29 protein-coding genes and 1 riboswitch are annotated in these 25,511 nt (G+C 42.6%); of the genes, 17 read left to right on the plus strand and 12 right to left on the minus strand.

The window, feature by feature from the left end; all coding sequences use genetic code 11:
- Window positions 1–9 precede the first annotated feature (9 nt).
- Window positions 10–109: riboswitch (glycine riboswitch) on the minus strand.
- 389 nt (window positions 110–498) lie between these two features.
- The 4 genes from HOP38_RS07620 to HOP38_RS07635 all read left to right on the plus strand — a co-directional run bounded on the left by HOP38_RS07620 (window position 499) and on the right by HOP38_RS07635 (window position 3,009).
- Entirely contained in the window at window positions 499–657 is a 159-nt protein-coding gene (locus HOP38_RS07620) for a hypothetical protein (RefSeq protein WP_006072438.1), read from the plus strand.
- Window positions 658–686: 29 nt separating this feature from the next.
- The gene (locus HOP38_RS07625; protein WP_198557791.1) at window positions 687–1,430 is read left to right on the plus strand and encodes a chromosome partitioning protein ParA; all 744 of its coding nucleotides are present in this window, start codon (window positions 687–689) and stop codon (window positions 1,428–1,430) included.
- A 162-nt stretch (window positions 1,431–1,592) separates the two neighbouring features.
- Window positions 1,593–1,976 carry a DUF4156 domain-containing protein gene (locus HOP38_RS07630; protein WP_038222565.1) on the plus strand — a complete coding sequence of 128 codons (384 nt, stop codon included), beginning with the start codon at window positions 1,593–1,595 and terminating at the stop codon, window positions 1,974–1,976.
- 172 nt (window positions 1,977–2,148) lie between these two features.
- A complete protein-coding gene (locus HOP38_RS07635) occupies window positions 2,149–3,009 on the plus strand; it encodes a DNA ligase (RefSeq protein ID WP_006072449.1) in 861 nt (286 codons plus the stop codon).
- Window positions 3,010–3,012: 3 nt separating this feature from the next.
- Here HOP38_RS07635 and HOP38_RS07640 read toward each other — a convergent pair whose 3' ends face one another.
- Window positions 3,013–4,077, minus strand: a complete 1,065-nt coding sequence (locus HOP38_RS07640) for a DUF3080 family protein (RefSeq protein ID WP_198557792.1) — start codon at window positions 4,075–4,077, stop codon at window positions 3,013–3,015.
- 90 nt (window positions 4,078–4,167) lie between these two features.
- Window positions 4,168–5,538 carry an MATE family efflux transporter gene (locus HOP38_RS07645; RefSeq protein WP_006072451.1) on the minus strand — a complete coding sequence of 457 codons (1,371 nt, stop codon included), beginning with the start codon at window positions 5,536–5,538 and terminating at the stop codon, window positions 4,168–4,170.
- Window positions 5,539–5,716: 178 nt separating this feature from the next.
- Here HOP38_RS07645 and HOP38_RS07650 point away from each other — a divergent pair, with 178 nt between their 5' ends.
- Window positions 5,717–6,073 carry a VOC family protein gene (locus HOP38_RS07650; RefSeq protein ID WP_006072452.1) on the plus strand — a complete coding sequence of 119 codons (357 nt, stop codon included), beginning with the start codon at window positions 5,717–5,719 and terminating at the stop codon, window positions 6,071–6,073.
- A 77-nt stretch (window positions 6,074–6,150) separates the two neighbouring features.
- Here the strand turns inward: HOP38_RS07650 and purT are convergent, their stop codons facing one another.
- From purT to sbcB, 5 genes are all read right to left on the minus strand, one after another.
- Complete coding sequence (gene purT / locus HOP38_RS07655; RefSeq protein WP_006072453.1) at window positions 6,151–7,326, minus strand: formate-dependent phosphoribosylglycinamide formyltransferase; 1,176 nt, start codon at window positions 7,324–7,326, stop codon at window positions 6,151–6,153.
- Between the two features lie 157 nt (window positions 7,327–7,483).
- Window positions 7,484–8,371 (minus strand): cytidine deaminase, encoded by an 888-nt coding sequence (cdd, locus tag HOP38_RS07660; protein WP_006072456.1) that lies wholly within the window; start codon window positions 8,369–8,371, stop codon window positions 7,484–7,486.
- Window positions 8,372–8,547: 176 nt separating this feature from the next.
- Complete coding sequence (locus HOP38_RS07665) at window positions 8,548–9,234, minus strand: CidB/LrgB family autolysis modulator (protein ID WP_006072457.1); 687 nt, start codon at window positions 9,232–9,234, stop codon at window positions 8,548–8,550.
- Window position 9,235: 1 nt separating this feature from the next.
- Window positions 9,236–9,601 (minus strand): CidA/LrgA family protein, encoded by a 366-nt coding sequence (locus tag HOP38_RS07670; protein WP_006072459.1) that lies wholly within the window; start codon window positions 9,599–9,601, stop codon window positions 9,236–9,238.
- 98 nt (window positions 9,602–9,699) lie between these two features.
- On the minus strand, window positions 9,700–11,121 hold the full coding sequence (gene sbcB, locus HOP38_RS07675) for an exodeoxyribonuclease I (protein ID WP_062460577.1): 1,422 nt from the start codon (window positions 11,119–11,121) through the stop codon (window positions 9,700–9,702).
- Between the two features lie 81 nt (window positions 11,122–11,202).
- Between sbcB and HOP38_RS07680 the strand changes: the two genes are divergently transcribed.
- The 10 genes from HOP38_RS07680 (at window position 11,203) to HOP38_RS07725 (ending at window position 19,035) form a co-directional block, all read left to right on the plus strand.
- On the plus strand, window positions 11,203–11,355 hold the full coding sequence (locus HOP38_RS07680) for a hypothetical protein (protein WP_198557793.1): 153 nt from the start codon (window positions 11,203–11,205) through the stop codon (window positions 11,353–11,355).
- Between the two features lie 48 nt (window positions 11,356–11,403).
- On the plus strand, window positions 11,404–12,777 hold the full coding sequence (locus tag HOP38_RS07685) for a Na+/H+ antiporter NhaC family protein (protein WP_198557794.1): 1,374 nt from the start codon (window positions 11,404–11,406) through the stop codon (window positions 12,775–12,777).
- Between the two features lie 290 nt (window positions 12,778–13,067).
- Window positions 13,068–13,661 carry a GNAT family N-acetyltransferase gene (locus tag HOP38_RS07690; RefSeq protein WP_006072464.1) on the plus strand — a complete coding sequence of 198 codons (594 nt, stop codon included), beginning with the start codon at window positions 13,068–13,070 and terminating at the stop codon, window positions 13,659–13,661.
- Window positions 13,662–14,089: 428 nt separating this feature from the next.
- Entirely contained in the window at window positions 14,090–14,725 is a 636-nt protein-coding gene (locus HOP38_RS07695; protein ID WP_062460570.1) for an alternative oxidase, read from the plus strand.
- 171 nt (window positions 14,726–14,896) lie between these two features.
- Window positions 14,897–15,490 carry a DJ-1/PfpI family protein gene (locus HOP38_RS07700; RefSeq protein WP_096995712.1) on the plus strand — a complete coding sequence of 198 codons (594 nt, stop codon included), beginning with the start codon at window positions 14,897–14,899 and terminating at the stop codon, window positions 15,488–15,490.
- A complete protein-coding gene (locus HOP38_RS07705) occupies window positions 15,487–15,990 on the plus strand; it encodes a GNAT family N-acetyltransferase (RefSeq protein WP_198557795.1) in 504 nt (167 codons plus the stop codon). Before HOP38_RS07700 ends, HOP38_RS07705 begins: the two co-directional genes overlap by 4 nt.
- 40 nt (window positions 15,991–16,030) lie before the next feature.
- Window positions 16,031–16,705: a YoaK family protein gene (locus tag HOP38_RS07710; RefSeq protein WP_038230619.1), complete on the plus strand. Its 675-nt coding sequence runs from the start codon at window positions 16,031–16,033 to the stop codon at window positions 16,703–16,705.
- A gap of 9 nt (window positions 16,706–16,714) precedes the next feature.
- Window positions 16,715–17,092, plus strand: a complete 378-nt coding sequence (locus HOP38_RS07715; RefSeq protein WP_031496537.1) for a VOC family protein — start codon at window positions 16,715–16,717, stop codon at window positions 17,090–17,092.
- 18 nt (window positions 17,093–17,110) lie between these two features.
- Complete coding sequence (locus HOP38_RS07720) at window positions 17,111–17,905, plus strand: PhzF family phenazine biosynthesis protein (RefSeq protein ID WP_198557796.1); 795 nt, start codon at window positions 17,111–17,113, stop codon at window positions 17,903–17,905.
- A 98-nt stretch (window positions 17,906–18,003) separates the two neighbouring features.
- On the plus strand, window positions 18,004–19,035 hold the full coding sequence (locus tag HOP38_RS07725) for a DUF2157 domain-containing protein (protein ID WP_198557797.1): 1,032 nt from the start codon (window positions 18,004–18,006) through the stop codon (window positions 19,033–19,035).
- Window positions 19,036–19,076: 41 nt separating this feature from the next.
- Here HOP38_RS07725 and HOP38_RS07730 read toward each other — a convergent pair whose 3' ends face one another.
- The 5 genes from HOP38_RS07730 to HOP38_RS07750 form a co-directional block, all read right to left on the minus strand.
- Window positions 19,077–19,556, minus strand: coding sequence for a hypothetical protein (locus tag HOP38_RS07730; protein WP_198557798.1), 480 nt, complete (start codon window positions 19,554–19,556; stop codon window positions 19,077–19,079).
- A 36-nt stretch (window positions 19,557–19,592) separates the two neighbouring features.
- Entirely contained in the window at window positions 19,593–20,096 is a 504-nt protein-coding gene (locus tag HOP38_RS07735) for a hypothetical protein (RefSeq protein WP_124941142.1), read from the minus strand.
- Between the two features lie 2 nt (window positions 20,097–20,098).
- The gene (locus HOP38_RS07740; RefSeq protein ID WP_198557799.1) at window positions 20,099–20,548 is read right to left on the minus strand and encodes a hypothetical protein; all 450 of its coding nucleotides are present in this window, start codon (window positions 20,546–20,548) and stop codon (window positions 20,099–20,101) included.
- Window positions 20,549–21,321: 773 nt separating this feature from the next.
- Window positions 21,322–21,966: a DUF3299 domain-containing protein gene (locus HOP38_RS07745; protein WP_198557800.1), complete on the minus strand. Its 645-nt coding sequence runs from the start codon at window positions 21,964–21,966 to the stop codon at window positions 21,322–21,324.
- 118 nt (window positions 21,967–22,084) lie between these two features.
- The gene (locus HOP38_RS07750) at window positions 22,085–23,107 is read right to left on the minus strand and encodes a helix-turn-helix domain-containing protein (RefSeq protein ID WP_031495396.1); all 1,023 of its coding nucleotides are present in this window, start codon (window positions 23,105–23,107) and stop codon (window positions 22,085–22,087) included.
- Between the two features lie 235 nt (window positions 23,108–23,342).
- On the opposite strand from HOP38_RS07750, the gene HOP38_RS07755 reads away from it, so the two are divergent.
- Entirely contained in the window at window positions 23,343–24,497 is a 1,155-nt protein-coding gene (locus tag HOP38_RS07755; RefSeq protein WP_006071414.1) for an HlyD family secretion protein, read from the plus strand.
- Window positions 24,487–25,506 carry a DUF2955 domain-containing protein gene (locus HOP38_RS07760; RefSeq protein WP_198557801.1) on the plus strand — a complete coding sequence of 340 codons (1,020 nt, stop codon included), beginning with the start codon at window positions 24,487–24,489 and terminating at the stop codon, window positions 25,504–25,506. The genes HOP38_RS07755 and HOP38_RS07760 overlap by 11 nt, the downstream gene beginning before the upstream one ends.
- Window positions 25,507–25,511 lie beyond the last annotated feature (5 nt).

The raw sequence follows: 25,511 nt of genomic DNA on the forward strand, positions 1-25,511 counted from the left end.
AATGGTGCTATTCTCTCCTCTGTCCTTTTGCCTGAGAGTTTCACTCATTACATGAAATGAGCTTGCTCCTTCGGCGACCGATTTAACGGTTCTCTCCAGAGGTTCCTCCAACTACAGTCCTCACTTTATCCTTATCTAAGATAAGTTCTGATTTCTCAGAATAAAGCACCTGAAAGATTTACTTCTTCGGCGGGTCATACTAACCAAATGTTAATGCAAGGTTAATAAACCACTCTCCTGCAGTCTTCAACGGAACAAATATCTAGTGACTAGATAATCTGTGACGGCAATCCTATCGTAAATAAAAAACGATGTCATGAATAATTTTACAATTTATTTGAGCCAAAATAGGGCGTAGATCGTTCCATTTGGTATATTTGAACATGTTTCTGACTTTAGAATTGAAGTTGTACGCTAAAGTGATGAGTAGTACAGTTAACTCTCTGGAAATTCACTACTTTTGCTTAAAATGTAGCCGTTAGTGCAAAGGAGATGTTTATGACTCGATTGATTGCAATTGCGTTTCTAGTGGCTCTGGCCTTTTTACTGTTTCGATATAGAACCAATGAGAAGGTACAGAAAGGTGTGGTGATTACGGTGCTGTCTGCGTTTGTTATTTATACGGCAACCTTGGTCATATCTGAGTTAATTCGATAAACCTATGAACAACTTTTAAAGAGGTTAGAGTGGATAAACAACCTGAAAATCAGCCGGTCGAAAATGATGATGTCGTCGTCATCGAACAGAAAGATACCCGTGCGAGGTTGTATATTGGCATCGCCGCGGTGCTGGGTTTAGCAGCTGGTGGTCTTATTGGCTCGGCAGTCACGCAAAATGACTGGCAGCAGCGATATAAAGAGCTCGATACCCAATACCAGCAAGCACTAGTCAAAACTCAAACTCAACAATCTAACTTGGATGAAAAACTTGCTTTAGCCGAGTCAGAGTCACAATTAAAGTTGCGCAAAGTGGTGGAAGAGAAAGTGGAACAACATCAGCAACAAGTAGATGCTTTGAATGAGCAGATTTCCAAACTTGAAGCCGATAACCAGCAACTCGAAAACCAGTTGAGTGCTCAAGGTAAGAAACTAGCGCAGCAGAAAAAACAGAATGTTCAACTGGAACGTAAAACGGATATCCAAAGTTCGATGTTCGAACAGTCTCAAGAGCTATTTAAGCGAGAAGCAGAACTGAAAACTGAAGTGGCTAAGTTGGAACAAGAAAAATCGCAGCTGACTCCAAACTTGAAACGCTGGAAGAAGGATTGTGATCTATTCCTGGAAGGCACATCTTGGGATGCAAAGTCAGATTCATGTGACCGTTATGATTCTGCCACATCACGTATTAGCCAAATCGAGCAGATGTTGAAAGTGCATAATATGGATCTCAACCATATTGCGACGTTGAAAAGCGAACTCGGAATTCAATAACATTCAAGGATTGGCAAAGTAGAAATATCTAAAAATACTTTGCCAATTAATCTCCTCCCTGAATTATGAAGTGAATGTCATTCACACTCTGATTCTATGATCTATCAATCTGATTGTAATATGCGGGCTTCATAAGAATCGTATCTTTAGATTGGTGAATAAATGAAAAACTCCACATTATTACTAGTCATTACTTTAATGGTTGGTTGCTCTGCTAAGCCCATTAACCAAGATGCTAAATCGGTCAGAATTGTCGATTCTGCACCTGCAAATTGCTTGTACTTAGGTGAAGTCGATGGAACGCAAGGTAATTGGTTTACCGCCGATTTTACAAGTGACAGAAACATTCTGGTTGGTGCTAGAAACCAGCTGAAAAACGAGGCACATAAACTAGGAGCGAATGTCGTTGTACTACAAAAGAGTGTAGATAATAGTAACGATGGTCTGTACGCTTATGCGGACAAAAATTCATTTGGTATGTCTAGTAGTAAAGGTACTTACAGTAGTACGTTAATTGGTGAGGCGTATTTCTGCGCGGAACAATGATATTTTTATCGATAAGAATATATTCTATCGAGTTACTTCAAACTCAATTGTAATTGATATATTCCTAGCTACTAGATCATTCAAATTAGCTCGACTTTGCATGGAAATAATCGAACTAAAATACTGTTGTTATCTAGAATAACGTTAATTTTAACGTCTAAAGAACAGTAGAATGAACAGAGCAAATTATTGGCCCTATATTATATCAATATCGATGTTATCAACGGATGGTTTTGCGGAGGGAGTCGCCTACCTGGACACTAAACCTAGCGTTGTGAACGCCATCAATTACGACCAAAGCCTGAATATAAACGAGTACTATGTTAGTGAGAAGTTGGACGGTATTCGTGCTATTTGGACAGGAGAACAGTTAGTGACGCGCTCGGGACGCGTAATTAACGCTCCAGATTGGTTTACACATTCGCTTCCCGCCATCATGGTCGAAGGAGAGTTATGGGCGGGAAGACAGCAGTTTTCAAAAGTCCAAAATACAGTACTTGACCTAAAGCCCGACAATGAAGCTTGGCAAGAAATTCGTTTTAAATTGTTTGACGCTCCTGGGCATTTAGGAACCTTTGAACAACGATATGAGTTTCTTAAGCGTTACTGTGAAAGTGTTGCTTTGAGACATGTTCAATGTGTAGAACAGCGTACTGTTTTAAGTCACAAAGAACTCGATGATTATTTAGAATCGATAACAGCGAACAAGGCTGAAGGGCTGATGCTTAAACTGAAACATGAGGTCTATCATCCGGGCAGAAACCATTCACTTGTTAAAGTCAAAACCGTACAAGATATGGAAGGCCTAGTGGTTGGCTACAAAGAGGGGAAAGGCAAGTATCAAGGAAAGATGGGCGCATTACTTATCGAACTCAGTGACGGCGCACGGTTTTATGTCGGTAGTGGATTTAGCGATATAGAACGTACTAATCCTCCTAAAATCGGAACCATGATTACTTTTAAGCACAACGGTTGGACAGTCAATGGATTACCACGCTTTGCTCGATTTTTCCGAATTCGCGATCCAGAGTAGCCATTACGGTTGTCTTATCTCCGTCAGGGTTTTACCACAGCGCTTAAACAACGATTTCCAATAGAATACATGCTGCTGATTTGCCGTTTTGAACTCATCATAAATGCGGTCGAGTCGATAAACCGACACCTTATCTTGCTGGACCTTATCCAAAACGTGCTTGATAAACACCACTTCGCGAGAGATGGCTTGATACTCGCTACTGAGAAACGAGAGGTAAGGCTGAATATCGGTGATGAATAGGTTGTTGAAGATATTAACCAAATAGTTAAAGCGGGTAGTATCTCTGTTAGCCCCACACAAAATTTTATTATCGTACTTCTGTAATTGTTGAGTGGCTACCGTCAGCCACTGTGTACTCGCTTGAAGAGAATAGGCGAGATTTCCGATAAGTTTCGTTTTCTCTAATGTTTCTTGGTACGGTGTAATCGACGGAGGTAAGGTTAAGGTATGGCTTCCTTCGGTCTGTGTGAGAATGTAAGCGGCAATACTATTGAATGTATTTAACGCAGAATGTAATTGAGCCGCTTGACTACTTATCCCTTCATCTAACCACTGATTACCGGATAGCTGAGCGCGCATAGCATTACTGGTAAAGATAAGATTTGAAAAGTAGCTGGGAAGATAACGGTATTTAGTGGCCAGAATGTCTTCAAGCTGAGCTTTCACACTTTGCTCTATTTTGTCGGATAACAAGCAGCGCTCGATACCGTCGATTAATGTTATCTGGTAGTCAAAATCACGAAATTGATCCTGGACTTTACCTAAAACAGAATTACGCTCGGCGATCAACTCAAAGAGATGGCATTTTCTGAGCTGATAACTGTCGATAATGCCCAAGGTAGTGCGTGGAATATCGATAGTAATTTCACGTTGGCTAGGAAGGGTGATTAAAGTGATGCTAGGGCTAGGTAACGTGGAGCTGTTTTGAACCGAGGCAATTCTTGACAAATAGTCTTCGAAACGGCTCTCAGCTCCTTTCTGCTCAATACATCCAGACAAGGCGCTTAAGAAAAAAACAAGCGCCATGACTGCTTTTGCTGATGGAGGTGTTGTTAGTGCTTTCAAAGTTTTCTGCGCGTTATATTACGTATCTAGGTATTACGTAAGCGTAGTCTATCTTTGATCACCCTTAATAAACTTATCGATGCTCTAAAGCTAGCGGCTCGCGTATTCGAGTTGTAACTCATCGTTTTGACGGTGCATCCATAGCAGTCGGATAGTGAGCATGATAGCGGCACTTGATAGACCAGCAATAAAGCCAATCCAGAAACCAACAATTCCCATTGGCTCGATAATTAAATCGGTCATTCCGAGAACGTAGCCTAACGGTAATCCAATTAGCCAATAGGCGATAAATGTACGATTAAAAATGGCTTTCATGTCTTTATAGCCACGCAATGCGCCCGCTGCAACAACTTGGATTGCGTCTGTACATTGATAGATGGCTGCAAAAATCAACAGGTGCATTGCTAGCGCTACTACTTCTACATTGTCGGTATAAAGGTGAACGATTTGTTGCTTAAAGATCAACGTACAGATTGCGGTGAAAATAGCGGCCCCAAGGCCCACTCCGAGGCCGACACGACAAGCAATGACTGCTCCAGCTGTATCAGTTTCACCCAGTTTATGTCCAACGCGGATACTGACTGCTGCACCGATACTCATTGGGATCATAAAGACCAAAGATGAAAAGTTCATTGCCACTTGATGCGACGCCACGACAAGTGAGCCAAGTGGCGCGACAAGCAATGAGACCACTGCAAAAAGAGATACTTCAAAAAAGATTGCAGCAGCGATAGGAAAGCCAAGCTTAAATAAACGAACCTGTGCTTTACGTTCTGGTTTATGCCAAGTTTTGAAAAGTTCAATGTGCTTGAGACGCTCAGTAGTGACGGCATAAAACAACATCATAAAGAACATGATCCAATAGACGATTGTGGTCGCAACGCCACATCCAACGCCGCCTAAAGCTGGAGCACCAAATTTCCCGTAAACAAAGATCCAGTTAAGTGGAATATTGATCAGTAAGCCAATAAAACCAATAACCATAGCGGGCTTTGTCAGCGACATTCCGTCTGTGTAACTACGTAGTGCTTGGAACAACAGGAAAGCAGGGACAGCGAAAATAACCGCGTAAATGTAGCCTACGGTTTTGTCGGCCATGATGGTTTCGACACTCATTAAATCGAGTATGGTTTCTATTTGTAATAGGACTAACACGATTGGAACACTAATAAGCAGAGCCATGATGAAACCTTGATGGATTTCATAAGGGATCTGCTTTTGCTTTCCAGCGCCATTGAGTTGTGCAACAACGGGTACCAAGGCCATCAACAGACCTATACCGAAAAGAATAGAAGGAAGCCAAACACTGGCGGCAATGGAAACCGCCGCCATATCAACGGCACTCACACCACCTGCCATAATAGTGTCGACAAACCCCATACCGGTTTGAGCAATTGAGGCAATGAGAACGGGGGAGGCAAGTTTGATGAGATTTTTAGCTTCAGTCTGATAGCGTTGCACGTAAGATTCCATGTTTTATAAATAACCATGATGAATGATAAAGAAGTTTGTCATTTCGCACCATAATTTATTGTCTCTGTGGTCAGATAATTGTTTGTTTTGGAAACAAACGTTTACTCACAATTATTATAGTGAACGTGTTTTATGATTGAATTATCAGAGCGGCAAGGATGAATTGATGAGTACACACGATAAATTGGATTATGTTGAGTTTGCAGCGGCCGATATTTCCGCGACAAAAGCGTTTTTTGAAGCGGCATTTGGTTGGACGTTTGAGGATTATGGACCTGATTATACAGCCTTTTCAAACCAAGGACTTAACGGCGGATTTTATCGCGCAGAGTTAAGTTCAAAAGCTCAACAGGGTGGGGCGTTGCTGGTTTTCTACAGCGCGGCGATTTCCGAAACACTGGAGCGGGTGAAACAAAATGGTGGCTGTATAGTACGGGATATTTTCGACTTTCCGGGTGGCTGCCGCTTTCATTTCATCGAGCCAAGTGGCAACGAGTTTGCTGTTTGGTCTGAATCTAGATAATAAGCACTAAATACGCCAATGGGCTCTAGCATTCTGTTGGAGCCCATTGGTCATTCCATTACGTAAAAGCGCTCGTGTTAGTAGATAACTTTTACTTTCTTAGCGCATTCGACAGCCTCATCGACTGCTGTCTCTAGAGATTTACGCTTAGTAAGTACAACGCCTAAACGACGACGCCCATCAATATCTGGTTTTCCAAAGAGGCGGATTTGAGTTTGTGGAAGACTTAAAGCTTCATCAAGGCCTTCGTAACGGATATTGTTAGATGTGCCTTGGCCGAGAACAACAGCGGAAGCTGCAGGACCATATTGGGTGATGCCGTTAATTGGTAGGCCGGTAAAAGCACGCACGTGTAATGCAAACTCCGACATGTCTTGAGAAATCAGCGTGACTAGACCTGTATCATGTGGGCGAGGTGATACTTCATTGAAAATAACTTTATCGCCCTTAACAAACAGTTCTACACCAAAAATACCATAGCCACCCAGCGCGTTAACCACTTGCTCTGCCGTATATTCTGCCGCTTTTATTGCATTAGCTGACATCGCCTGAGGCTGCCAAGATTCGCGGTAATCACCATCTTCTTGACGGTGACCCACAGGAGCACAAAAGTGAACGCCATCGACAGCGCGTACGGTCAATAAAGTAATTTCGTAATCGAAATCGATAAAACCTTCAACAATGACTCGACCTGCGCCAGTACGGCCACCTTCTTGAGCGTAGGTCCAGGCTTTCTCAATGTCGGATTCTGACTTGATAACACTTTGACCTTTACCAGAAGAACTCATAACTGGTTTCACTACACATGGTACACCGACATTTTCTACAGCCGCTTTAAAGTCTTCGTAGCTGTCTGCAAATTGGTAAGGAGAGGTATTCAGGCCGAGTTCTTCAGCCGCCAGTCTACGGATACCTTCACGATTCATGGTTAGCTTGGTTGCATTCGCAGTAGGAACAACGTTTAAGCCTTTACTTTCTAACTCGACTAGCTTGTCCGTTGCAATGGCTTCGATTTCCGGCACTACGTAGTCGGGTTGTTCTTGATTGATAATGGCCTCTAGTGCTTCGCCGTCCAACATATCGAGCACATAACTTCTGTGAGCAACTTGCATTGCAGGGGCGTCAGCATATCGGTCACAAGCGATGACTTCTAAGCCTAGTCGTTGGCATTCAATGGCAACTTCTTTACCTAATTCACCAGAGCCTAAAAGTAAAACACGTGTAGCATTTTCACGAGTAGCAGTACCAAACATAGAGTGTCCTTGAGCATTCATGAGGAAGAATTTCGGGGGATCATACTGGATTATTGCAGGAAAGCAAACGTTTGCGCGAGATTTTATTATCAGTATAAATTTTGGCCTAAAAAAGCCCCGCATGAGCGAGGCTAAACGATATCAGAGAGTTGCAGCGCTAAATTGACACGTATTCTAGTTGGATATCTGGGTCAATGGCCTCAAGTGTTGCTTGAGTGTCTGCAAGGTGACTGATTTTACCTTTGGACACTTCTGCTAGCGCTACTAGCTGAATGTCTTCAAAGTTTTGACCATCTAGAAGCAACTGAACAAACGCTACCTGTAATGGTGGAAGGCTAGGATTAAATGCTGCGTTCTCAGCATACGCCCCTTGGTAGACAGAGCCATCTTTCATTGCGATAGCAACACCACTTAGGTTTTGAGTATAAGGTGAATGACTGCGATTTAACGCTTCTACTGCAGATACGACGAGCGTATCGGTTTCGTCAGTAGTTAAAGCGTGAGCTAATGGGCTCATTAACCCTTCGGTAATACCAAGATCTTTAGGTCCAAAGGACTCTGGTAAATATTCTTGTAGCGTCATTGCATCGCGCTGCGGCAATTGAATAACTAGCTTGTCCGCAGTGGTCAGCTCGTTCATAAATTGGCGGCAGTGACCACAAGGACTAAAGTTAATCGTGATATCTTTAAGTCCAGTTTCACCCTTCATCCAAGCGTGGCTGATAGCGGATTGCTCTGCGTGAACTGTTTGACCAAGTTGCGCCCCAATGATCTCCATGTTTGCGCCGAAGTACAGTTTGCCTGATGTCCCACGTGCAATTGCGCCAACAAAAAACTCAGAGATAGGTGCATATGAATAGGCTGCAGCTAAAGGCAGCAAGGCAACGCGAAGCTCATCATCTTCTAGGCCAGAAAGAACAAGCAGTTGTTCAAACTGCTCTTGTGATAGCGTTGCATCAAATTCTGGCTTAGTAATGATAGGTTTTAGATAGTTAACGATCTGCTCTGGCATATCTGCAAGCGCTGACTCAAAACGATCTGTCATGCTGTGTCCTTTATCTTTTGCGGTTTACTGACATTCTATGCAAGTTAGTGAGAAATAAGGGTGATTATGATCACAAATAAAAATGCAATTAATGCAATGTTTCAGCAATAAGAGTGATGTCACACAATTTGTAGCCAGTAAACGACGAGTTTTACTGGCTATACAGTCCTGAAGTGTTAAGCGATAACAGTCCCAAACCAGAGGGAGAATGCGAACATAGACGGGGCAAGAATGGAAGTGATAACACCACAAACAACGAGAGCAAGTGAGCTGAATGCCGCGTCTCTAGGATCTTTCTCTGCGCAAGTGGCTGTGCCAAGAGCGTGAGACACCGTGCCCATGGTTAATCCTTTTGCAATGGGATGCGTGACACCGAGTAAGTTGTAAATTGGGTACGCTAATATCGCACCAAATAATCCGACGAGTAACACTAGAATGGCTGCAATGGCCGGCTCCCCACCTAAATGGCTTGAAACTTCCATTGCGATAGGCGTGGTGACCGATTTACCCAACAAACTAGCGATGAGTTGCATGTCGGCGCCTAACCATACAGCGAGCATTGAAGCCGTGAACATGGAAGCAACACTGCCAACACCACATGCTAACGCGATTATTCTCCAGTTAGCACGTATTTGGGGGAGTTGCTCATAGAGCGGATAGGCAAGTGCAACCACTGCGGGTTGTAGCAGATAGCTGATCCACTCGTTGTCCGCGTAATACGTGTCAAACGGCACTTTAAGGTACGTGAGTAAAGGAATCATAATCGCAATACTGAGGAGTAGCGGATTAAATAGTGGATTCTTTACTTTCTGAGAAATAAAACGGGCAACAAAGAAAACGACGATAGTAACTAGCAGCCACATATTAGCTATCTCCCTTCTTTAAGAATCGATCAAGGAAGACGGAGAGTGCGGTCAGAACAATAAGTGTACCGCCAATAGCACCGGCTAAGATCGGCAGAGCGTTAGCAATCAACATATCGAAATGGTTCATTAACCCGACACTAATGGGAACGAACAACAAAATCATATAACGAATGAACACGTGAGCACCCGGTTGAACGAGTTTAACCGGGATAACTCCGCCCGCCATCGCCGCAAATAACAGTAACATGCCAAATATACTGCCAGGCACGGACACATCGAGTAAATGTTGGATGGTATTTCCGATAAATAGGGCAACGAAAATAATAGCGAACGATAGTATATAGTGAAGCGCGGTTTTGAGCATGGCTTCCTCTTAGTATAAAAAGTAACGACTCTCCTTAAGTGCAGCCAAAAGAATGAATCCTGAGGTTTGGCTGCACAGTCACTACATGGCTGGAGAAGTTAAGAAACGAGACGCTCCACGTAGCGGTAGACGGATTTTAGTATGGCGAGTTTCTTCTCGTCAGACTCATGTTCGTGAACTAAGTTTTCCATATTTAGCATATAGCTTTCAATACGACTTTCGAAAAACTCACGACAATGGTTTGCCCAGCGAGCTTGTTCCGTTTCATCAAGGCTCCATGGGAAATTGCGTGCACGGTACCTGAATAGCAGCGGTTCAATACGAGGATCACTAAAACTAATGTCTAATGCAGATAGATTGTTTGGGTCCGTTTCGCGAATAATATCCATCGCGCTCTTGTCTGCTGGCGAGAAAAAGCCGCTGTAGAGCTGAGTATCTACGTCGCCATCATTCTCAAACTCGCGCTCAATACTATATAGTCCGATCAGTTTTTCACGGATCTCTGGATGTTGTTTGATTAGGGCTAGGTTCTTCAAACACTGCTCTCTGTCAATGCCAATGGACTCTGCATTTTCCGCTGTGAGCGTTTTGGCCGGCGCGAGAATAGGGCACTTGTTGAGATGAATAAGTTTAAGCGGGACAGGTTTCTCGTCCGGTGCGAGTTCATCATGTCGGGTGTATAGGCGCTGATGTAATGCATCAACATCTAAATCTAATAGTGGTTGTGGGTCTTTGGCCAGATCAGCAACGATAACCGCATTTTGATTGGTTGGGTGCCACGCGATAGGTACTACCCAACTGGTATATTGGCACTCTTTACCTAACATTCCAGATACATGCATCAAGGGTGTCATGTTCACGATATCGACGAGTTCGTTTAGTTTTCGCTTTTGACGCATCGAATAAAAGTAGTCAAACAGTTTTGGCTGCGCGGCCTTTACTTTTTTGGCTAGTTCTATCGTTGCAATAACGTCTGCCATGGCATCGTGAGCATTTTCGTGTTCGATACCATTAGCAACAGAGAGATGTTCAAGTTTAAAACTGGTAAACCCTTCGTCATTCTCCGGCCATTCAATTCCTTCAGGGCGGAGTGCGTGGCATGCGCGCATAACATCCAATAAATCCCAACGTGAGTTACCGTTCTGCCAACTCCATGCGTAAGGATCGATGAAGTTACGATAACAGGTATAACGAGTTACCTCATCGTCAAAGCGAATGCTGTTGTAACCAAGGCTTGTTGTGTTTGGTGTGGCTAGTTCGTGATGAATCTTAGCAATGAACTCTGGTTCTGAGAGCCCTTTCTCCTGACAAAGTTGTGGTGTGATACCTGTGATTAATGCTGCTTCGGGAGAAGGTAAGTAGTCCGATGGTGGCTGGCAGTAAATAACCAATGGCTCACCAATGATATTAAAGTTCTCATCCGTCCGTACACCCGCAAACTGACAAGGTCTGTCCTTAGCAGGGCTCACTCCCCATGTTTCATAATCGAAAAAGAAATAAGTGGGTTGGTGTTGGGACATTAGAAATGGTTCCTTAAATCATAGACTAAGCATGATAAAATGATGCTTGAATAACTCTTATTAGACCACCCGAGAGAGTGTATGGCAACGAACATTGAGCATTCTCAGCGGTATTATCCACGTGATGCGGGTGTTTTATTTCTTTCAGTATTTACCTCGCTTTCGTTTAGCTGTTTTATCATACAGTGGAATGGTGCATGGACATTTGGACGTCTAGACGTTGACATGTCTTAATGGCGGCATTATGCTGCACGCCTTCCTGTTATTGCTGCCACTTTTGATATGACCAAAACGAATAAAAACAACCAATCTATTGTTCCTTCACCTATAGCACTGTTTCCTCTTGTGCTATTCCTGACATTATTTATAGGTGTAGGGACCTATTTATCCTTACAAGGTGTAGATTTCGCGTTTTATCAACTTCCTGCGCCAATTGCTGCATTACCAGCGGTGGTTTTGGCGATCGTTTTAAGTAAAGAAACACTGAACAAAGCTATTGAGCAGTTTATTAAAGGTGTGGGGCATCAGGATATCATTGCCATGTGCATGATTTATTTGTTAGCGGGTGCGTTTGCTGCCGTAGCGAAAGCCTCTGGAGGTGTTGATGCGACAGTGAATCTTGGGTTATCAGCCATTCCAACAAGCATGATTCTTCCTGGTATATTCCTTATTTCAGCTTTCATTGCGACTGCAATGGGGACATCAATGGGTACTATAGCCGCCGTTGCCCCTGTTGCACTTGGTATTGCAGAATCTGCGGGCATGAGTGTTCCACTGACTGCGGGTGTCGTACTAAGTGGCGCTATGTTTGGTGATAACTTATCTATTATTTCCGACACAACCATAGCTGCGACACGTTCGCAAGGGTGTGAAATGAAAGATAAATTTAAAGAAAATATACGTATTGCTATTCCTGCAGCGTTTATTGCTTTAGTGATTTTCGCATTGAATAGTTCTGCGACTCAGTTACCGGAAACTGGAGACATTGAGTGGTTTAAAGTCATGCCTTACATTGCGATTTTGGTATTGGCCGTCTCTGGATTAAACGTATTTGTTGTTTTAACCGTAGGTATTCTGCTTGCGGGTACGATAAGTTTGACCTCTGTTGAGGGCTACCAACTGACAAGCTTTGCTCAAGATATCTATGCCGGCTTTGGCAACATGCAAGAAATCTTCTTATTGTCTATGTTAATTGGTGGGTTGAGTGAGCTAATGCGTCGTCAAGGCGGTTTAGCATTTCTAACGCAAGTTATTACTAAAGTGATTCGTAAGTTTGGGTCAACGCATTCAACGCAAGCAAACAGAAAGGCGAGTGAGTTCGGTATTGCAGGCTTAGTCTCTCTGGTAAATTTGTGTACGGCAAACAATACCGTAGCCATTATCGTCTCTGGTAGCGTGGCTCGAGAATTGGCTCAAGAAAACAAAGTAACCGCACGCCGCTCAGCAAGCTTACTTGATATCTATTCATGTGTAATTCAAGGAATACTGCCTTATGGTGCTCAAGTGTTACTGCTTGGCTCCGTTTTCCAATTATCGCCTTTAGAAGTGGTTTCTAACTCCTATTACTGCTTCGCATTAGCATTATCAGCGGTAGTAGCGATCGTGTTAAAACCACGCGCGAAGCAAGCAACATTTTGCGAAGAGAGACACGTATAGCAACCTTATAGTTGAAAGGCTAAACCGCCAATTTTGATAATAAGTAAGGCTTCATTATATGGAGCCTTTGCTTTATTGGCGGAACTCACAATCTCCAAACCTGTCCAAATACCGTCAGATAAAACGCCTCTATTTGCAGGTTATGCTGCTTTATTAATCGATATGTTATTAACTATCGTAGAATATTGACTTTGCTTTAAAGTGCTGTTTTATTGAAGGAAGAAGGCAAGCAAATGTGCGTGTGTTTCTTTTCTTACGATCTCGATTTAAATCCGCCATGAGGAAGTAGCATGTCTGAATTACAAATTATCAAAGCCGATTACTCTGCAGTACCAGATCTATGTAACATGTTTCTAGATGCCTACGCTGATAATGAAGCGATGCAAGCAGCATTACGCCAAGACGAGGTGGCTGACTTCGCACATGATTGTTACTGGCGTTGGGCGGTTGGCGAGTGGGGGTTAGCCGGTGGTGAAGTGTACACCACTCCTGAGCGCGATGGTTGCGTTATTATGCGCTCACCAGGCAAGCACCAGCCGGATGTGATGCAAAAAATGGAGATTCTATCCATTGTTACGCGCATGATGGGCTCGTGCAAAATTGAATTGGCAAAAGAAGTCTGCGAACAAATGCTAGCAGTGCCACCGTTGCAAGATTGCTATTGGTTGTGGGGCCTAGGGGTGTCACCGAAAGCTGGCGGAAAAGGTCTGGCGAGTGCGTTAATCAAAACCGTCACTGACCAAGCAGATGCGGCAGGCAAACCAACCTATGTCGTGGCATCTAGTGAGAAAGTTGTGAAGACTTTTGAACGTCGAGGCTTTGAAGTACTGTCTAAGAGTGAAAATTTCCCATACTGGTTCATGCTTCGACCTGCTCAAAGCTAAAAACAGTTCTCAATAAAGAGCCTTGGTTAAACCGAGGCTCTTTTTTGCACCTATCCTCAAACGTATAATCATCCACGCTTTTCAATCCTCCTCGCAATGATCTGATGCCCTTTACCCTGTTAAGGGGAACAAATTCAGCCGTGACGCAATTGTGTAACTGCCTGTGTCTGCTAGACAGTGTCTTTCGCTTAATTATTCTTAGATAGCCAGTATTCCCCCTACGATTCAACTTTTTCAATAAAAGTGATGATTGAATTTAAGCTCCTGATTTAACGAAACTATTATCTATTTCAATGCCTTTTTTCTTATGATCTTGTCTTAATAACCCTATAAAAACTCAACTATTATTGGTGTTATTCAAAAATAGTTGAATGAATGGCGTTAAGTATGTATGTTGTTTGTAGATTAATCATATGGAGAGATCAGTAATGGTAGAATTCAAATTGACGCACAAGAAAGCTGAACGTGTTTCAGAAAAAGTCGCTCTTTCTGTCACTAAGTTGCTGAAGTATGTACTCAACCTTTTTTACGGCAAAAAATACGATAAAAGGGCAGTTATTCTGGAAACCATCGCCGCCGTACCTGGAATGGTAGCGGGTATGTTCAATCACTTAAAAGCGCTTAGGCGTATGAGAGACGATGAAGGTTGGATCCGAGAGCTTTTAGACGAGGCTGAAAATGAGCGAATGCACTTAATGATTTTTCTAGATATTGCCAAACCCAGTTGGTTGGAGAGGCTCATAGTTCTACTGGGTCAGGGCGTGTTTATTGTTGTTTACTCGATTATCTATTTACTCTCTTCCAAAGTTGCACATCGAGTTGTAGGTTATTTTGAAGAAGAAGCCTGTAAAAGCTATACAGAATACCTAGAGAAGATAGACGAAGGGTACATAGAGAACATACCGGCTCCCAAAATTGCGATCGATTATTACCAGTTAGCGGACGATGCACTGTTGCGTGATGTTGTTTTAAGAATCAGGCAGGATGAAGCCGGTCATAGAGATAGAAACCACGGGTTTGCTGATGCTTATGAACGTAAAGATTTGCCTTCGCATCTTGCCTAACCAATAAAAAAGACGCTTCGGCGTCTTTTTTATTTAGAACAACGATTTCATTTGTTGTGAGTGAGATGCCTTTGACGTTATCCAATACTTATGGTTTGGGTTACAAAGGTTGAAATAATCTTTGTAACTCAATACTGTAGGTAACAGTATCTTAACAGAATGGAGGCTGTGATGAATGTTGGAATCTATGTGTATCGTGATGTAGAGGTATTAGACTTTGCTGGGCCTTTTGAAGTCTTTTCTACGGCGAATCGGTTTCTGAACGAAGAAGACAAATGGTCAGTCAGCCTTCTATCTCAAACACAAGGTACCGTCTTAGCAAGAGGTGGTCTTAAAATCCAATCCGACTATTCCATCTACAGTCATCCGGCAATTGATGTACTGATTGTCCCCGGTGGGGTTCATATCCAAGAGATGGAAAACACTCGCGTATTAGATTGGGTGAGAGAGACAGCAGCTAACTCTACGCTTGTGGCTTCTGTGTGTACAGGCGCATTTTTGCTGGCGAAATCGGGTGTCCTTTCTAACCAAACTGTCACGACTCACTGGGAAGATCAAAATGAACTACAACACCTGTTTCCGGAGTTAACCATTATCAATGATACACGTTGGGTAGATTGCGGTGACATTGTCACATCAGCTGGTATTTCTGCTGGGATTGATATGAGCTTGAGGTTGGTTGAAAAATTGCGCGGACGTGACATCGCACTTAAAACAGCAAAACAGATGGAGTTTGATTGGTGTGAACATGGAGTTACTTTATGAGTATTGCTGTAAGACGTTTAACCCATCCAATATCGGAAAATGTGTTAGCACTAGCTGTGTCAGATGAACAGTTGCCTTTTGTGGGTGTAGTATCCGATATTATTCAGAGCAGTTTAGGTTACCCCAAGGAGAGTCAATGGGTAATCTATTCGGGCGAGACTCCTGCAGGTTTTTTCCTACTTGATGAGGCATACCAAGTTACATTAGGAACTACGTTGGAGAATGCTACTGGCCTTCGCGCTTTTTTTATCGATTCGCGGTTTCAGGGTAGAGGTCTCGCTAAGATGTGTTTAAAGCTTTTAGTCAAAGAGTTTAACGCTTGGCTGGGCACTGAATACAATGACCTATATTTGACCGTTAACTGTAAAAACAAGGCGGCGTATCAACTTTATTTAGCAGTAGGATTTATTGATACGAAAGAACTATATCTGGGTGGTCAAGCTGGTCCTCAACACATTATGTGCTTTAAATCAAAGACAGCAGATGAAATAGGTCTATGATGCTGCCTTCTGAGTTATGTTGTTGAGATAGGTGATTGTTGTGATATCTAAGTTACCTCGTTGGATTGAGTCGGGTGCGTTTGTTCTCTCTTTACTAGCAGGGACAGTGAATGCTGTAGGGCTCATGGGGTTTCAGCATCAGGCCATCTCACATTTATCTGGTACTGCAACACTATTAGGTACTCAACTGATTCACGATTGGTCTCTTGCAGGTCATATGTTCGCAATTATCGTTAGCTTCCTAGCAGGGTCGGCGATTTCTGGTCTATTTATTTCAAATGTGTCGCTAAAGCTCGGTCGCCAATACGAGTGGCTTCTTTGCATTGAAAGTCTATTTTTGCTGATCGCCACTTATTTACTACTCAATGGTTCTCAAAGTGGAACCTACTTTGCTTCAGCTGCATGTGGGTTGCAAAACGCCTTGGCAACCACGTTTAGTGGAGCGGTAGTTAGAACGACTCATGTCACTGGTATCGTTACTGATTTGGGAATCATGATTGGTTCGACATTAAGAGGCGAGACATTTGATAAACGAAAGGCCAAGCTGTTTGTCACCATATTAACGGGGTTCATCGTTGGCGGTATAGTGGGTGCTCTGTTGTATCGGAATTTAGCGTTTATGGCGCTCGTTGTCCCTGCGGCAGCATGCCTAGTTTTAGCGTTAGTGTACCGAATTTATCGCAAGAGAATCGCTTATACCAATCGAGCAAGTTAGAGGGAATTTATGAACATTCAATCGATTGATCATCTCGTACTCACAGTTGCTGATTTGCAATCATCTGTGGAGTTTTATGAAACGCTAGGAATGAGATATGAAACATTTGGTGATAATCGGCATGCGCTTCATTTTGGTTCTCAGAAGATCAATCTGCATATCAAGGGACAAGAGATAGAACCTAAAGCAACCTTTGCAGTGCCGGGAAGTGAAGACTTGTGTTTTGTAATAGACACTCCGGTTGGACAAGCTAAACAGATACTCATTTCTAAAGGTATTGACGTATTCACAGAGCCTGTCAATCGCACAGGCGCTACGGGCAGCATATTGTCAATTTACCTGCGCGATCCAGACGGTAATCTTATCGAACTTTGTAATTATCAATAGTCAACTCTAAGGAAAATCATGACCACGCAATGGATTGTCGATGCTTTTACCACACAGCCATTCAAGGGCAACAGTGCAGCTGTTATCCTCGTTGAGGAGTACCCTGACGATGAATGGATGCTTAACGTTGCAGCAGAAAACAACTTATCTGAAACCGCTTATCTTAAACGTCTTGATCACAACCACTACTATATTCGATGGTTTTCTCCAATCACTGAAATTGATTTCTGTGGCCATGCCACATTGGCGTCCGCGTTTGTACTGTTCAATGACTTGTCTCACACTGGCGAAATTCGTTTTTCTACCAACGATGTCGGTGACCTAATCGTGGTACAAGGAGCTTGTGAGCGAATAGAGATGACGTTTCCCATTCTTATGCCTTGTGAAATAGACGAGGTTCCAGAAGCGCTTGTTCGAGGACTATCTATAGAACCATCTAAGGTGCTACGAAGTAAGCAAGCATATTTCGCTATTTACGAGTCAAAACAACATGTTGTCTCTTTAACAACGCAAAATGAGCCACTAAAAACACTTGCTCCTTATGATGTAGTCGCGACAGCTCCAGGTTCCGACGATCAATATGATTTTGTTTCTCGCTATTTTTGGCCAGCGAATGGCGGTGATGAAGACCCCGTCACAGGCTCGATTCATGCGGGTTTGATGCCATATTGGGCTGAACGACTCGGCAAATCAAAACTCACGGCCTTACAAGCTTCTAAAAGAAGTGGGATCTTGTATGGTGAGGTGCTTCAGGACAGTGTCTGTATTTCTGGTAATGCCGTATTATTTGCGAAGTCCACTCTGAACGTTTAGAGTCACGCACCAATTTGACGACTAATGAAATCCACTTATAGGCTTAGAAGTGGGACGCGTAGTCAGTTATTTATCCCAGTAGTAGAAGAGTCAAACGAATGAAGCTTTCAAAAAGAGAAGGTCGTGTTGTTGACAGTGCGATAGAGCAATGGCTTGAACAAGGCACTATCAACCAAGAAGAACATGACAAACTGAAAAACAGCTATCAAGTCGCTAGTGTCGATTGGTCACTTATTGCTAAGTACTCATTTTGGATTGCAATTGTTTGCATCGTTTTATCGGTACTTTCCGTGTTGCTCGATGAATGGCTGATTAAACTACTGGATGAGATCTTCTCTGCACCTGACATAGCGAAGAGTGGATTTTTCGCCGTAATATCAGCGGGCTTTTACTTTATTGGCGTAAGACGAAAATCGAAGACTCCGGACAAAGCCTTTAGCAATGAGGCCTTATTTGTACTGGGTATTGTCAGTACTGCTGTGTCGATTTATTTTCTAGGGCAGGTTATTCAAACCAATAGCTTAACCAAGTTAATCCTGCTTGCCTCGCTAGTGTATGGCGTTTTGGGATTGTGGATTCCGTCGCATATTGTTTGGTTGTGTGCGTTACTGTCATTTGGTACTTGGCTTGGTTTTGAAACCTATCAACTAAGCGACGAAGGTTATTTTCTTGGACTTAATTTCCCATTCCGTTATGTGCTTTATGGTTTAGTACTGATAGTAACAAGTACGTTGGCAGTAAAACGTTGGCCATCTAAAGAAGATTTCGCCATCACTACTCGTGCTTTGGGGCTATTTGTGTTCTTTATATCGATGTGGTTAATGTCGGTGTTTGGTAATTATGCGGACTTTAGTGTGTGGAGTAATGTCACTCAGTTCTCTTTGCTACATTGGTCGATACTATTACTTATTGCGTCTGTTGTAGCTGTGTGTCACGGAATGAAGTTTGATGATGAACTTACGCGTGGCTTCGGGCTCATTTTCATCTTCATTAATCTGTACACGCGCTTTATAGAGTACTTCTGGGAAGGTACACATAAAGCGGTATTTTTTGCTATTTTGGCAACAAGCTTTTGGTTCTTTGGGACTCGTGCTGAAAAGATATACCGCCTTGGACGTGCAAAAGAGTAATCTGCTTCGTTAAACTCATTTAACAATAGTTTTGGGAGCGTTTATCTTACGCATAAGCTCTCCCAATCGAGCCTCATCATATGCTCACCCGCTGGTGCCATCGACTCGTCGATATCCACTCTTGCTCTTATTTCGATGATTTGATCTGGGTTTAACTGATCCTTTTCGATTTGAATACCATTACGCCAATAGTTGATATCGCCCTCATAACGCTGAGGAAAATCAATTTGAAATCGAAACTTCTCAGATGGTAGGCTCGATTCTAAACCTCCAAAGTCAGCATTTTTTAAACGCAGAATTACACTACCGTGAGGGATGTTATGAACCAAACGCAGTCGAATCTCACGTAAATCGTAATCTTCGCCAAATGACAGTTCTCCCTCTGCATCAATGACTTCAATTCCACAGCGTGCTGGGATGTCTGCACGGAATCTTAATTGAGCATCGTTGTTTTCTGCCAAACATGTCGTTGATAGTAGTAACAGAGCTAGAACCCAACAATTAGTGACCAATCTGAACATAAATAAATTCCAATAGATGCTTGCTAGGCCGACTCATTAAGCGCAAATCGTGACCCATTCGGTTTTTATTGTCAGGTCATCTTTGGCAACTGTATCTTCCTCAGAAAGAGAAACTCTGGCTCGGATTTCTAGCTTACGCTCATTACCAAGTTCATGACGTGTAAAGGTTTTACCTACCATCCAAGCAAGAGCACTGCCTTCCTTTTCACCGCTACCTGTTACTTTAAAATGGAAAAAGCTGTACTCTAGATTCCTTAGATAATCGTCTTGGTCATACTCTAAGTCGTCTAGTCTGAGTAACACTCGGCCATTTTGACGGTTATCGATAATCTGAATTTGAGCTGCGTCCGCTAGATAACTATCTCCAAATGCCAAATCACCTTTATCTTTGAGCACTTCCAAACCACACTGTGCTTCAATGGATGCTTTAAACTCTATTTCTGCATCGTTATCCATTAGCGAAAAGTTGTTATTTGCATACACTGCATGATTAGTGATAACAAGCATACCTGCGACTAGTAGAGCGGTAGATTTGCGCATAATTACTCCGCGAATGTTGTATTAGTTTGTTTCATTTTAATTAGACGCTGCTTCTCTGTTTCGATTTGCAGAAGCTTAAGTTCGTGTTCAGCTTGAGCAAGTTCTTCTTCTCGTTTACGCTGACGCATTTCGAACGCGTACAGTTTTGTGCAATCAACACGGTCTTCACCGCCAAACTGAATTGTGACTGCAGCATAGATACCGCGGTCATCTTCGTTGTAATAATTGTGATAAGGGTCGTACTGGTTACTGTATGTATCATCTGCGCCTTGGGAACCATAAGTTCCAAATTGAACAGTTTTACCCGTTGATACTGCTTGTTCACAGGTAGACCCATTAGATGTCCGAATTCTATCAGTACCTGATGGGTTTGATAGTGAGGGGATAGGGTTTGCCAGTACATTCATCGAAATCATCATAGCTGCCGACCCCAAAGTGATTCTAAAACTCATGATTAAAACCTCTTAAATGTGAGCTTTGTGCATACTTCATAGGTGTTCGGGGAGTCTGTAACCATCTTAGTACACACTAATTTTTCGGATGTTTTACTAGGAGGGGTTTTAACACTAATGTCTAAGTCAATTTCCTGATTGGCCGCTAGCTCAATTTTATTGTTAAACACCTTCTCGTTGATCCTCAGATAGTAATTTGCAGAGACATTGGAACGATTCACCAGGGTAAATTGCACTTGCGTTTTATCTGAATAGGTTTCGAATTGAGTGTTTTTCCACTTATGAACATTGGCACTGGCTGTGAATGATGCAGCCAACGCAGTTAAGCAGACAAAGTATTTAAGTAGTCGCATACATCACCTCTAGAGCTAACAAAGAAGGGGATAGTAATGCAGTTGCGCGTAATACGATTACCATTTCGCGCCAGCAGGTTAGAAAAGTGAAACAACTTTGTTTTGGCGTTGAAACGCTAACCATCGAAGGAAGGTTGCGTAATTACTGCTCTAACTTTGAGATTGTTTTTGTATCGATGTATCGAAGAAGAAAATTAAATGATGAACCTACGATTGGCTTTGGACTACTTTTAATAATCCATACACTCGATTTATTGAGTACTTCTGAGAAGGGACGCGTAAAATGGTGGCTTTTGCTACTTTAACAACAGATGTTTGGTTGTTTGGAACTCGTGCAAAGAGGGTTTATCGTCTTGGTCGGAGCTAGCATACAGAATCTTAAGTTTCTGAATATCAAAACCTGTAAAGCAACAATAGATACTACTGCTCGTACACTGTGACATTATCCGCGGTCATTGTGTATGCGCTCATTACTTCAGTATTGCCGTCGGAGAGCTCAATATTGGAAGCGGTAGATTGCTCCAACAAAGTTCCTTCGACCCACACCGGTGAGTATAAACCTCGAAACTCAATTCCTTTAGGGTAACTCACTACGACCATTTGATTTCCTGGCGGTGGTGGAGTGTGAATACAGGCGCCGGCAGTAGGAACAAGTATAAACTCAGTAACAATCAACTCATCAAATTCAAGAGGTACAATGAACCCAGGAAGTCGCCCCTTCTTGCCAATTAGCGTGGGATTGATATTCATATTCCAATCTGAATGATCGGCATCTATTTGCTTTTGTTCTTCAATTAAATCAAGGATATTGATGCCATTCTTTGCAAAGCGTATCAATGCTTCACGATAATTTGTCTCTAGTGCTGCACGTTCAGGTTTGTGTTTATTTTGATAGTCTACGATCGTCATCAAATCATAGCGCTGTGTGGGTGTAAAACTCGCGAACTTGTTTTGGTAAGTTGGCGCGTCAATGGTCGGCGAGAGATCTTGCCACTGCCAGTCATTTGCATGTGCTTTCACCATAAATAGCAAAGAAAGACTGAATAAAATAACTAACGAACGCATGCTTTAAATACCGATAATTGACCATTAACCGACAGAACCTATCAGTAACCTTGCCATGTGTACATCCTTAACCAGTTCTTTTTGGTATCTTGTTGTAAGAATGAACCGTGTTGTTTGGTTATGGACTGCGCTGTGTTTCGTTCAAACTTAATATCGTTCTTTGATACATTTTAGGTGTTAGGCCGCTGATGCGCTTAAACGAACGCGAAAAGTGAGAAATATCGGAAAAGCCAAGTTGACTAGCAATGTGAGTCAGTGATCGTTCTTCGCCCATTAGTTCTACTGCGACAGTAAATACTAGATTATCTTTGATATGGCGGAAACTTGTTCGCTCTTCATTGAGCCTTCGCTGCAGCGTACGTGGTGTCAGCTTTAACAGTTTGGCTGCTTGCTCTAGGGTAAGGTTGTGTTCCCGAACATAGGGTAATAATGCCGTAAACACGCGGTCGGTAAAGTTAGCGTGCCAAGTCACTAATGGTTCTTGTGGTGCACAATCTTTACTGGTGATATTTGGAGCGTGCTGCAAAATCTCCTTATCGATTAACCATTCTATACGTTCATTTTCAACGAAATATTGTGGTGACGTCCCTATGATAGCTTTAAATACATCAACTTCCTTCGATTGGATTTTAATTTGTTTAGGAGTCCATGTGGACTTAGTCATGGCTCGGACCAATTCAATAGCGTAAAGCACTGCCCAAATCTCTGACCAAAGGAATAACGGGCTGTCATCAAATTGGCGTTTGCACCAATACCAAGTCCTTCCATGACTCTGTTCTAGTCCAACATTGACGCCAACGGCATCGTACTGAAACACTTGTTTTGTATGGACTAAAGCTTCCTCTACCGTATTGCATTCAGATAACTCACCTAGTAGGCGTGGTATAACTTTTTGCCTAATCGCCGTTCGTAATAGATCGCCGAATTGAGTAATTCCTAATTGATTTCCCAATAAATAGATTAATTTTTTCACTGGCTCTTGGGGTAAGAATTCTTGATCCAAATCGAACAAGTCTGGTGGTAATCCAGATTCTTTTATCGCTTGGTGAGGGTCGTGGTTGTATTCGCGAAAGAGTTCTACCAATACGCGGGCATAACCAGATTTGATCAGTGGCGTAATTGGGTCCTTGCTAGTGGTCATAGGCGTTAAGACGGTATTTTTGAGATATTGATAATGTTTAGGTTAGACCTTTGGCGCAAAATGGCAAATCTGAAAAAACACATCAACTACAATTTTCGCTCAGTGATAATCAGCAAAGCAAACACGTGTTGGTTCTCTAATATACTAATTTTTAAAGTAATTAAATTTAATTTGTTCCGGTAATAGTCTATACCTAGATAGGATTGGTTATTAAGTTGTTAACAAGGGATGAGTAATGAGCGATAAACCAGAATCAAAAAGTCAGCCAGTAGAGAAACAGAACAAAGATTCTCAAATTGAACAAGCTGAACAAAACGCAGAGCAAGCGAAACAGAACAAAGTGAAGAAAGTTACCAATGCTCTTGTTGTCTTTATTGTAGCTAGTCTCGCTATCAGTATTATTTCAGATCGAATCATTCCCTCTACAGACAATGCGCGCGTCAAAGGCTATGTCGTGCCGATCAAACCTCAGGTTTCTGGGCAAGTGATCGATATTCAGGTAAAGCCTAATCAGTTAGTGTCAGAGGGCGATACATTGATTGCTCTTAATCCGGTGGACTATGAGATAGCTGTTCAAAAAGCGGAACAGGATTTGGAAATTGCTGGACAAAATGTTGGAGCTCAAACGGCGACGATCGCCTCTGCACAGGCTCGTTTGACCAGCAGTATCGTCGAACGAGATAACGTTGAACTGCAAACTCGTCGTGTACTTACTATGGCAGAAAAAGGGGTGATTTCCGCTTCTGAGGCTGATAAAGCAAGAGCGAATTTGGCGAGGGCACGCGCCAATGTTCAAAATGCACAGGCAGATTTGGACAAAGCCAATAAACAGCTTGGCGCAGAAGGTGAAGAAAATAGCCAGATTAAAGCAGCTTTACTTGCATTAGAGAAGGCTCAACTGGACTTAGAACGTACCGTAGTTAGAGCTCCAACCAACGGTGGCGTCTCAAACTTCAGTTTGTCCGAAGGATTTTATGCGAGCGCTGGCCAACCCATAATGACGTTTGTGTCAACAGATAGCATTTGGATTGAGGCTTACTTTAGAGAGAACAGTTTAGGTAATATTCAACCAGGTAATGAGGTTGAAATAGCACTCGACTTTGCTCCAGGAAAGGTCATCACAGGCAAAATATCAAGTGTTGATTGGGGCGTGGATTGGGGGCAGTCCAACCAAGCTGGCAAACTGGCTCAAGCCAATAATCAAACTGGCTGGTTAAGACAAACTCAAATGCTTCCGGTTACGATTGAATTCGATACGGCTGATACGACAGGGTTGCTGCGAATAGGTGGTCAAGCGGATGTCGTGGTATACACCGATAACAACACCATCTTCAACATGTTAGGCAAGGCTTGGATTCGAATCGTTAGTTGGATGTCTTATGTCCGATAACACACAAAATCGCGTACTCAGATTTACGCTTGGTGTCGGTATTGCTACGTTTCTTGCTGCTTGGATAGATTGGCCATTGGCGTTTGTAACACCGATTTTCACCGCTAAGTTTCTGTTTGAAAAGAAGGTATTACACAAAGACATCGTCTATGAACTTCTTCTTGCGATGATCGTAACCGTTGTAATTGGTGTTAGCTTAAGCTTAGGTCTTGCTCAATATCCGGTTCCTCTATTAATAGGGGTAGGAATGTTGATGATGTTGGGGTATTACCTGTTTCTCGACCCGAAATGGAATTTGTTCGCAACCATATTGTTAATGTCGACATTGATGTTGCCTTTTATGGCAATCGATAGTCCACCAATTGCTATATTTTTGGCGTTGGGTTTAAGTTTATCTGGTGCTATTGCAGTCGCAATATTCGCAATAATGCACATCTATATGCCGGAGAGAGAAGAAACGCATCAGGGCTATCAAACGGTTCCATTTACTTCGGAATTCCGCTGGCATTCCACGTTGAAAGCGATGATTGTCGCTTTCCCTGTTGTCTGTTTCTTCTTCATTTTCCAGATCTCTGAAGCGCTACTTTCGATGATATTTATTGCTTTGTTATCGTTAATGATAACAGGCGAAAAGTCCATCAAGTTAAGTCTGTTTTTGCTAATTAGCAATGGTATTGGTGGTGTGATTGCCGTTCTAGTGTTTGGTGTATTAGCTCTAGTCCCTAATATTGTTTTTTACACTGTCTTTATCAGTCTTCTAGCAATTGTTATCGGTAGCAAAATGTACTCAGAGCCTACAAAGGCACCGGTGTACGCGACGGCATTCAATACCGCTTTGGTGTTGATAGGCACGACGTTAATGAGCTCTGGTGTGATTGACGAAAAAATGTGGATAAGGCTCGGACTTCTTGGTTTGGTCGCTTTATACATGATGATTGCTGCTTTCTTTATTGAAACGAGGCAATGGAAGGTCCTGCAGTTCAATGGACAGATGATGAAATCTATTTAGGTAAA

Source organism: Vibrio mediterranei (assembly GCF_013364395.1).
GTDB lineage: Bacteria > Pseudomonadota > Gammaproteobacteria > Enterobacterales > Vibrionaceae > Vibrio > Vibrio mediterranei.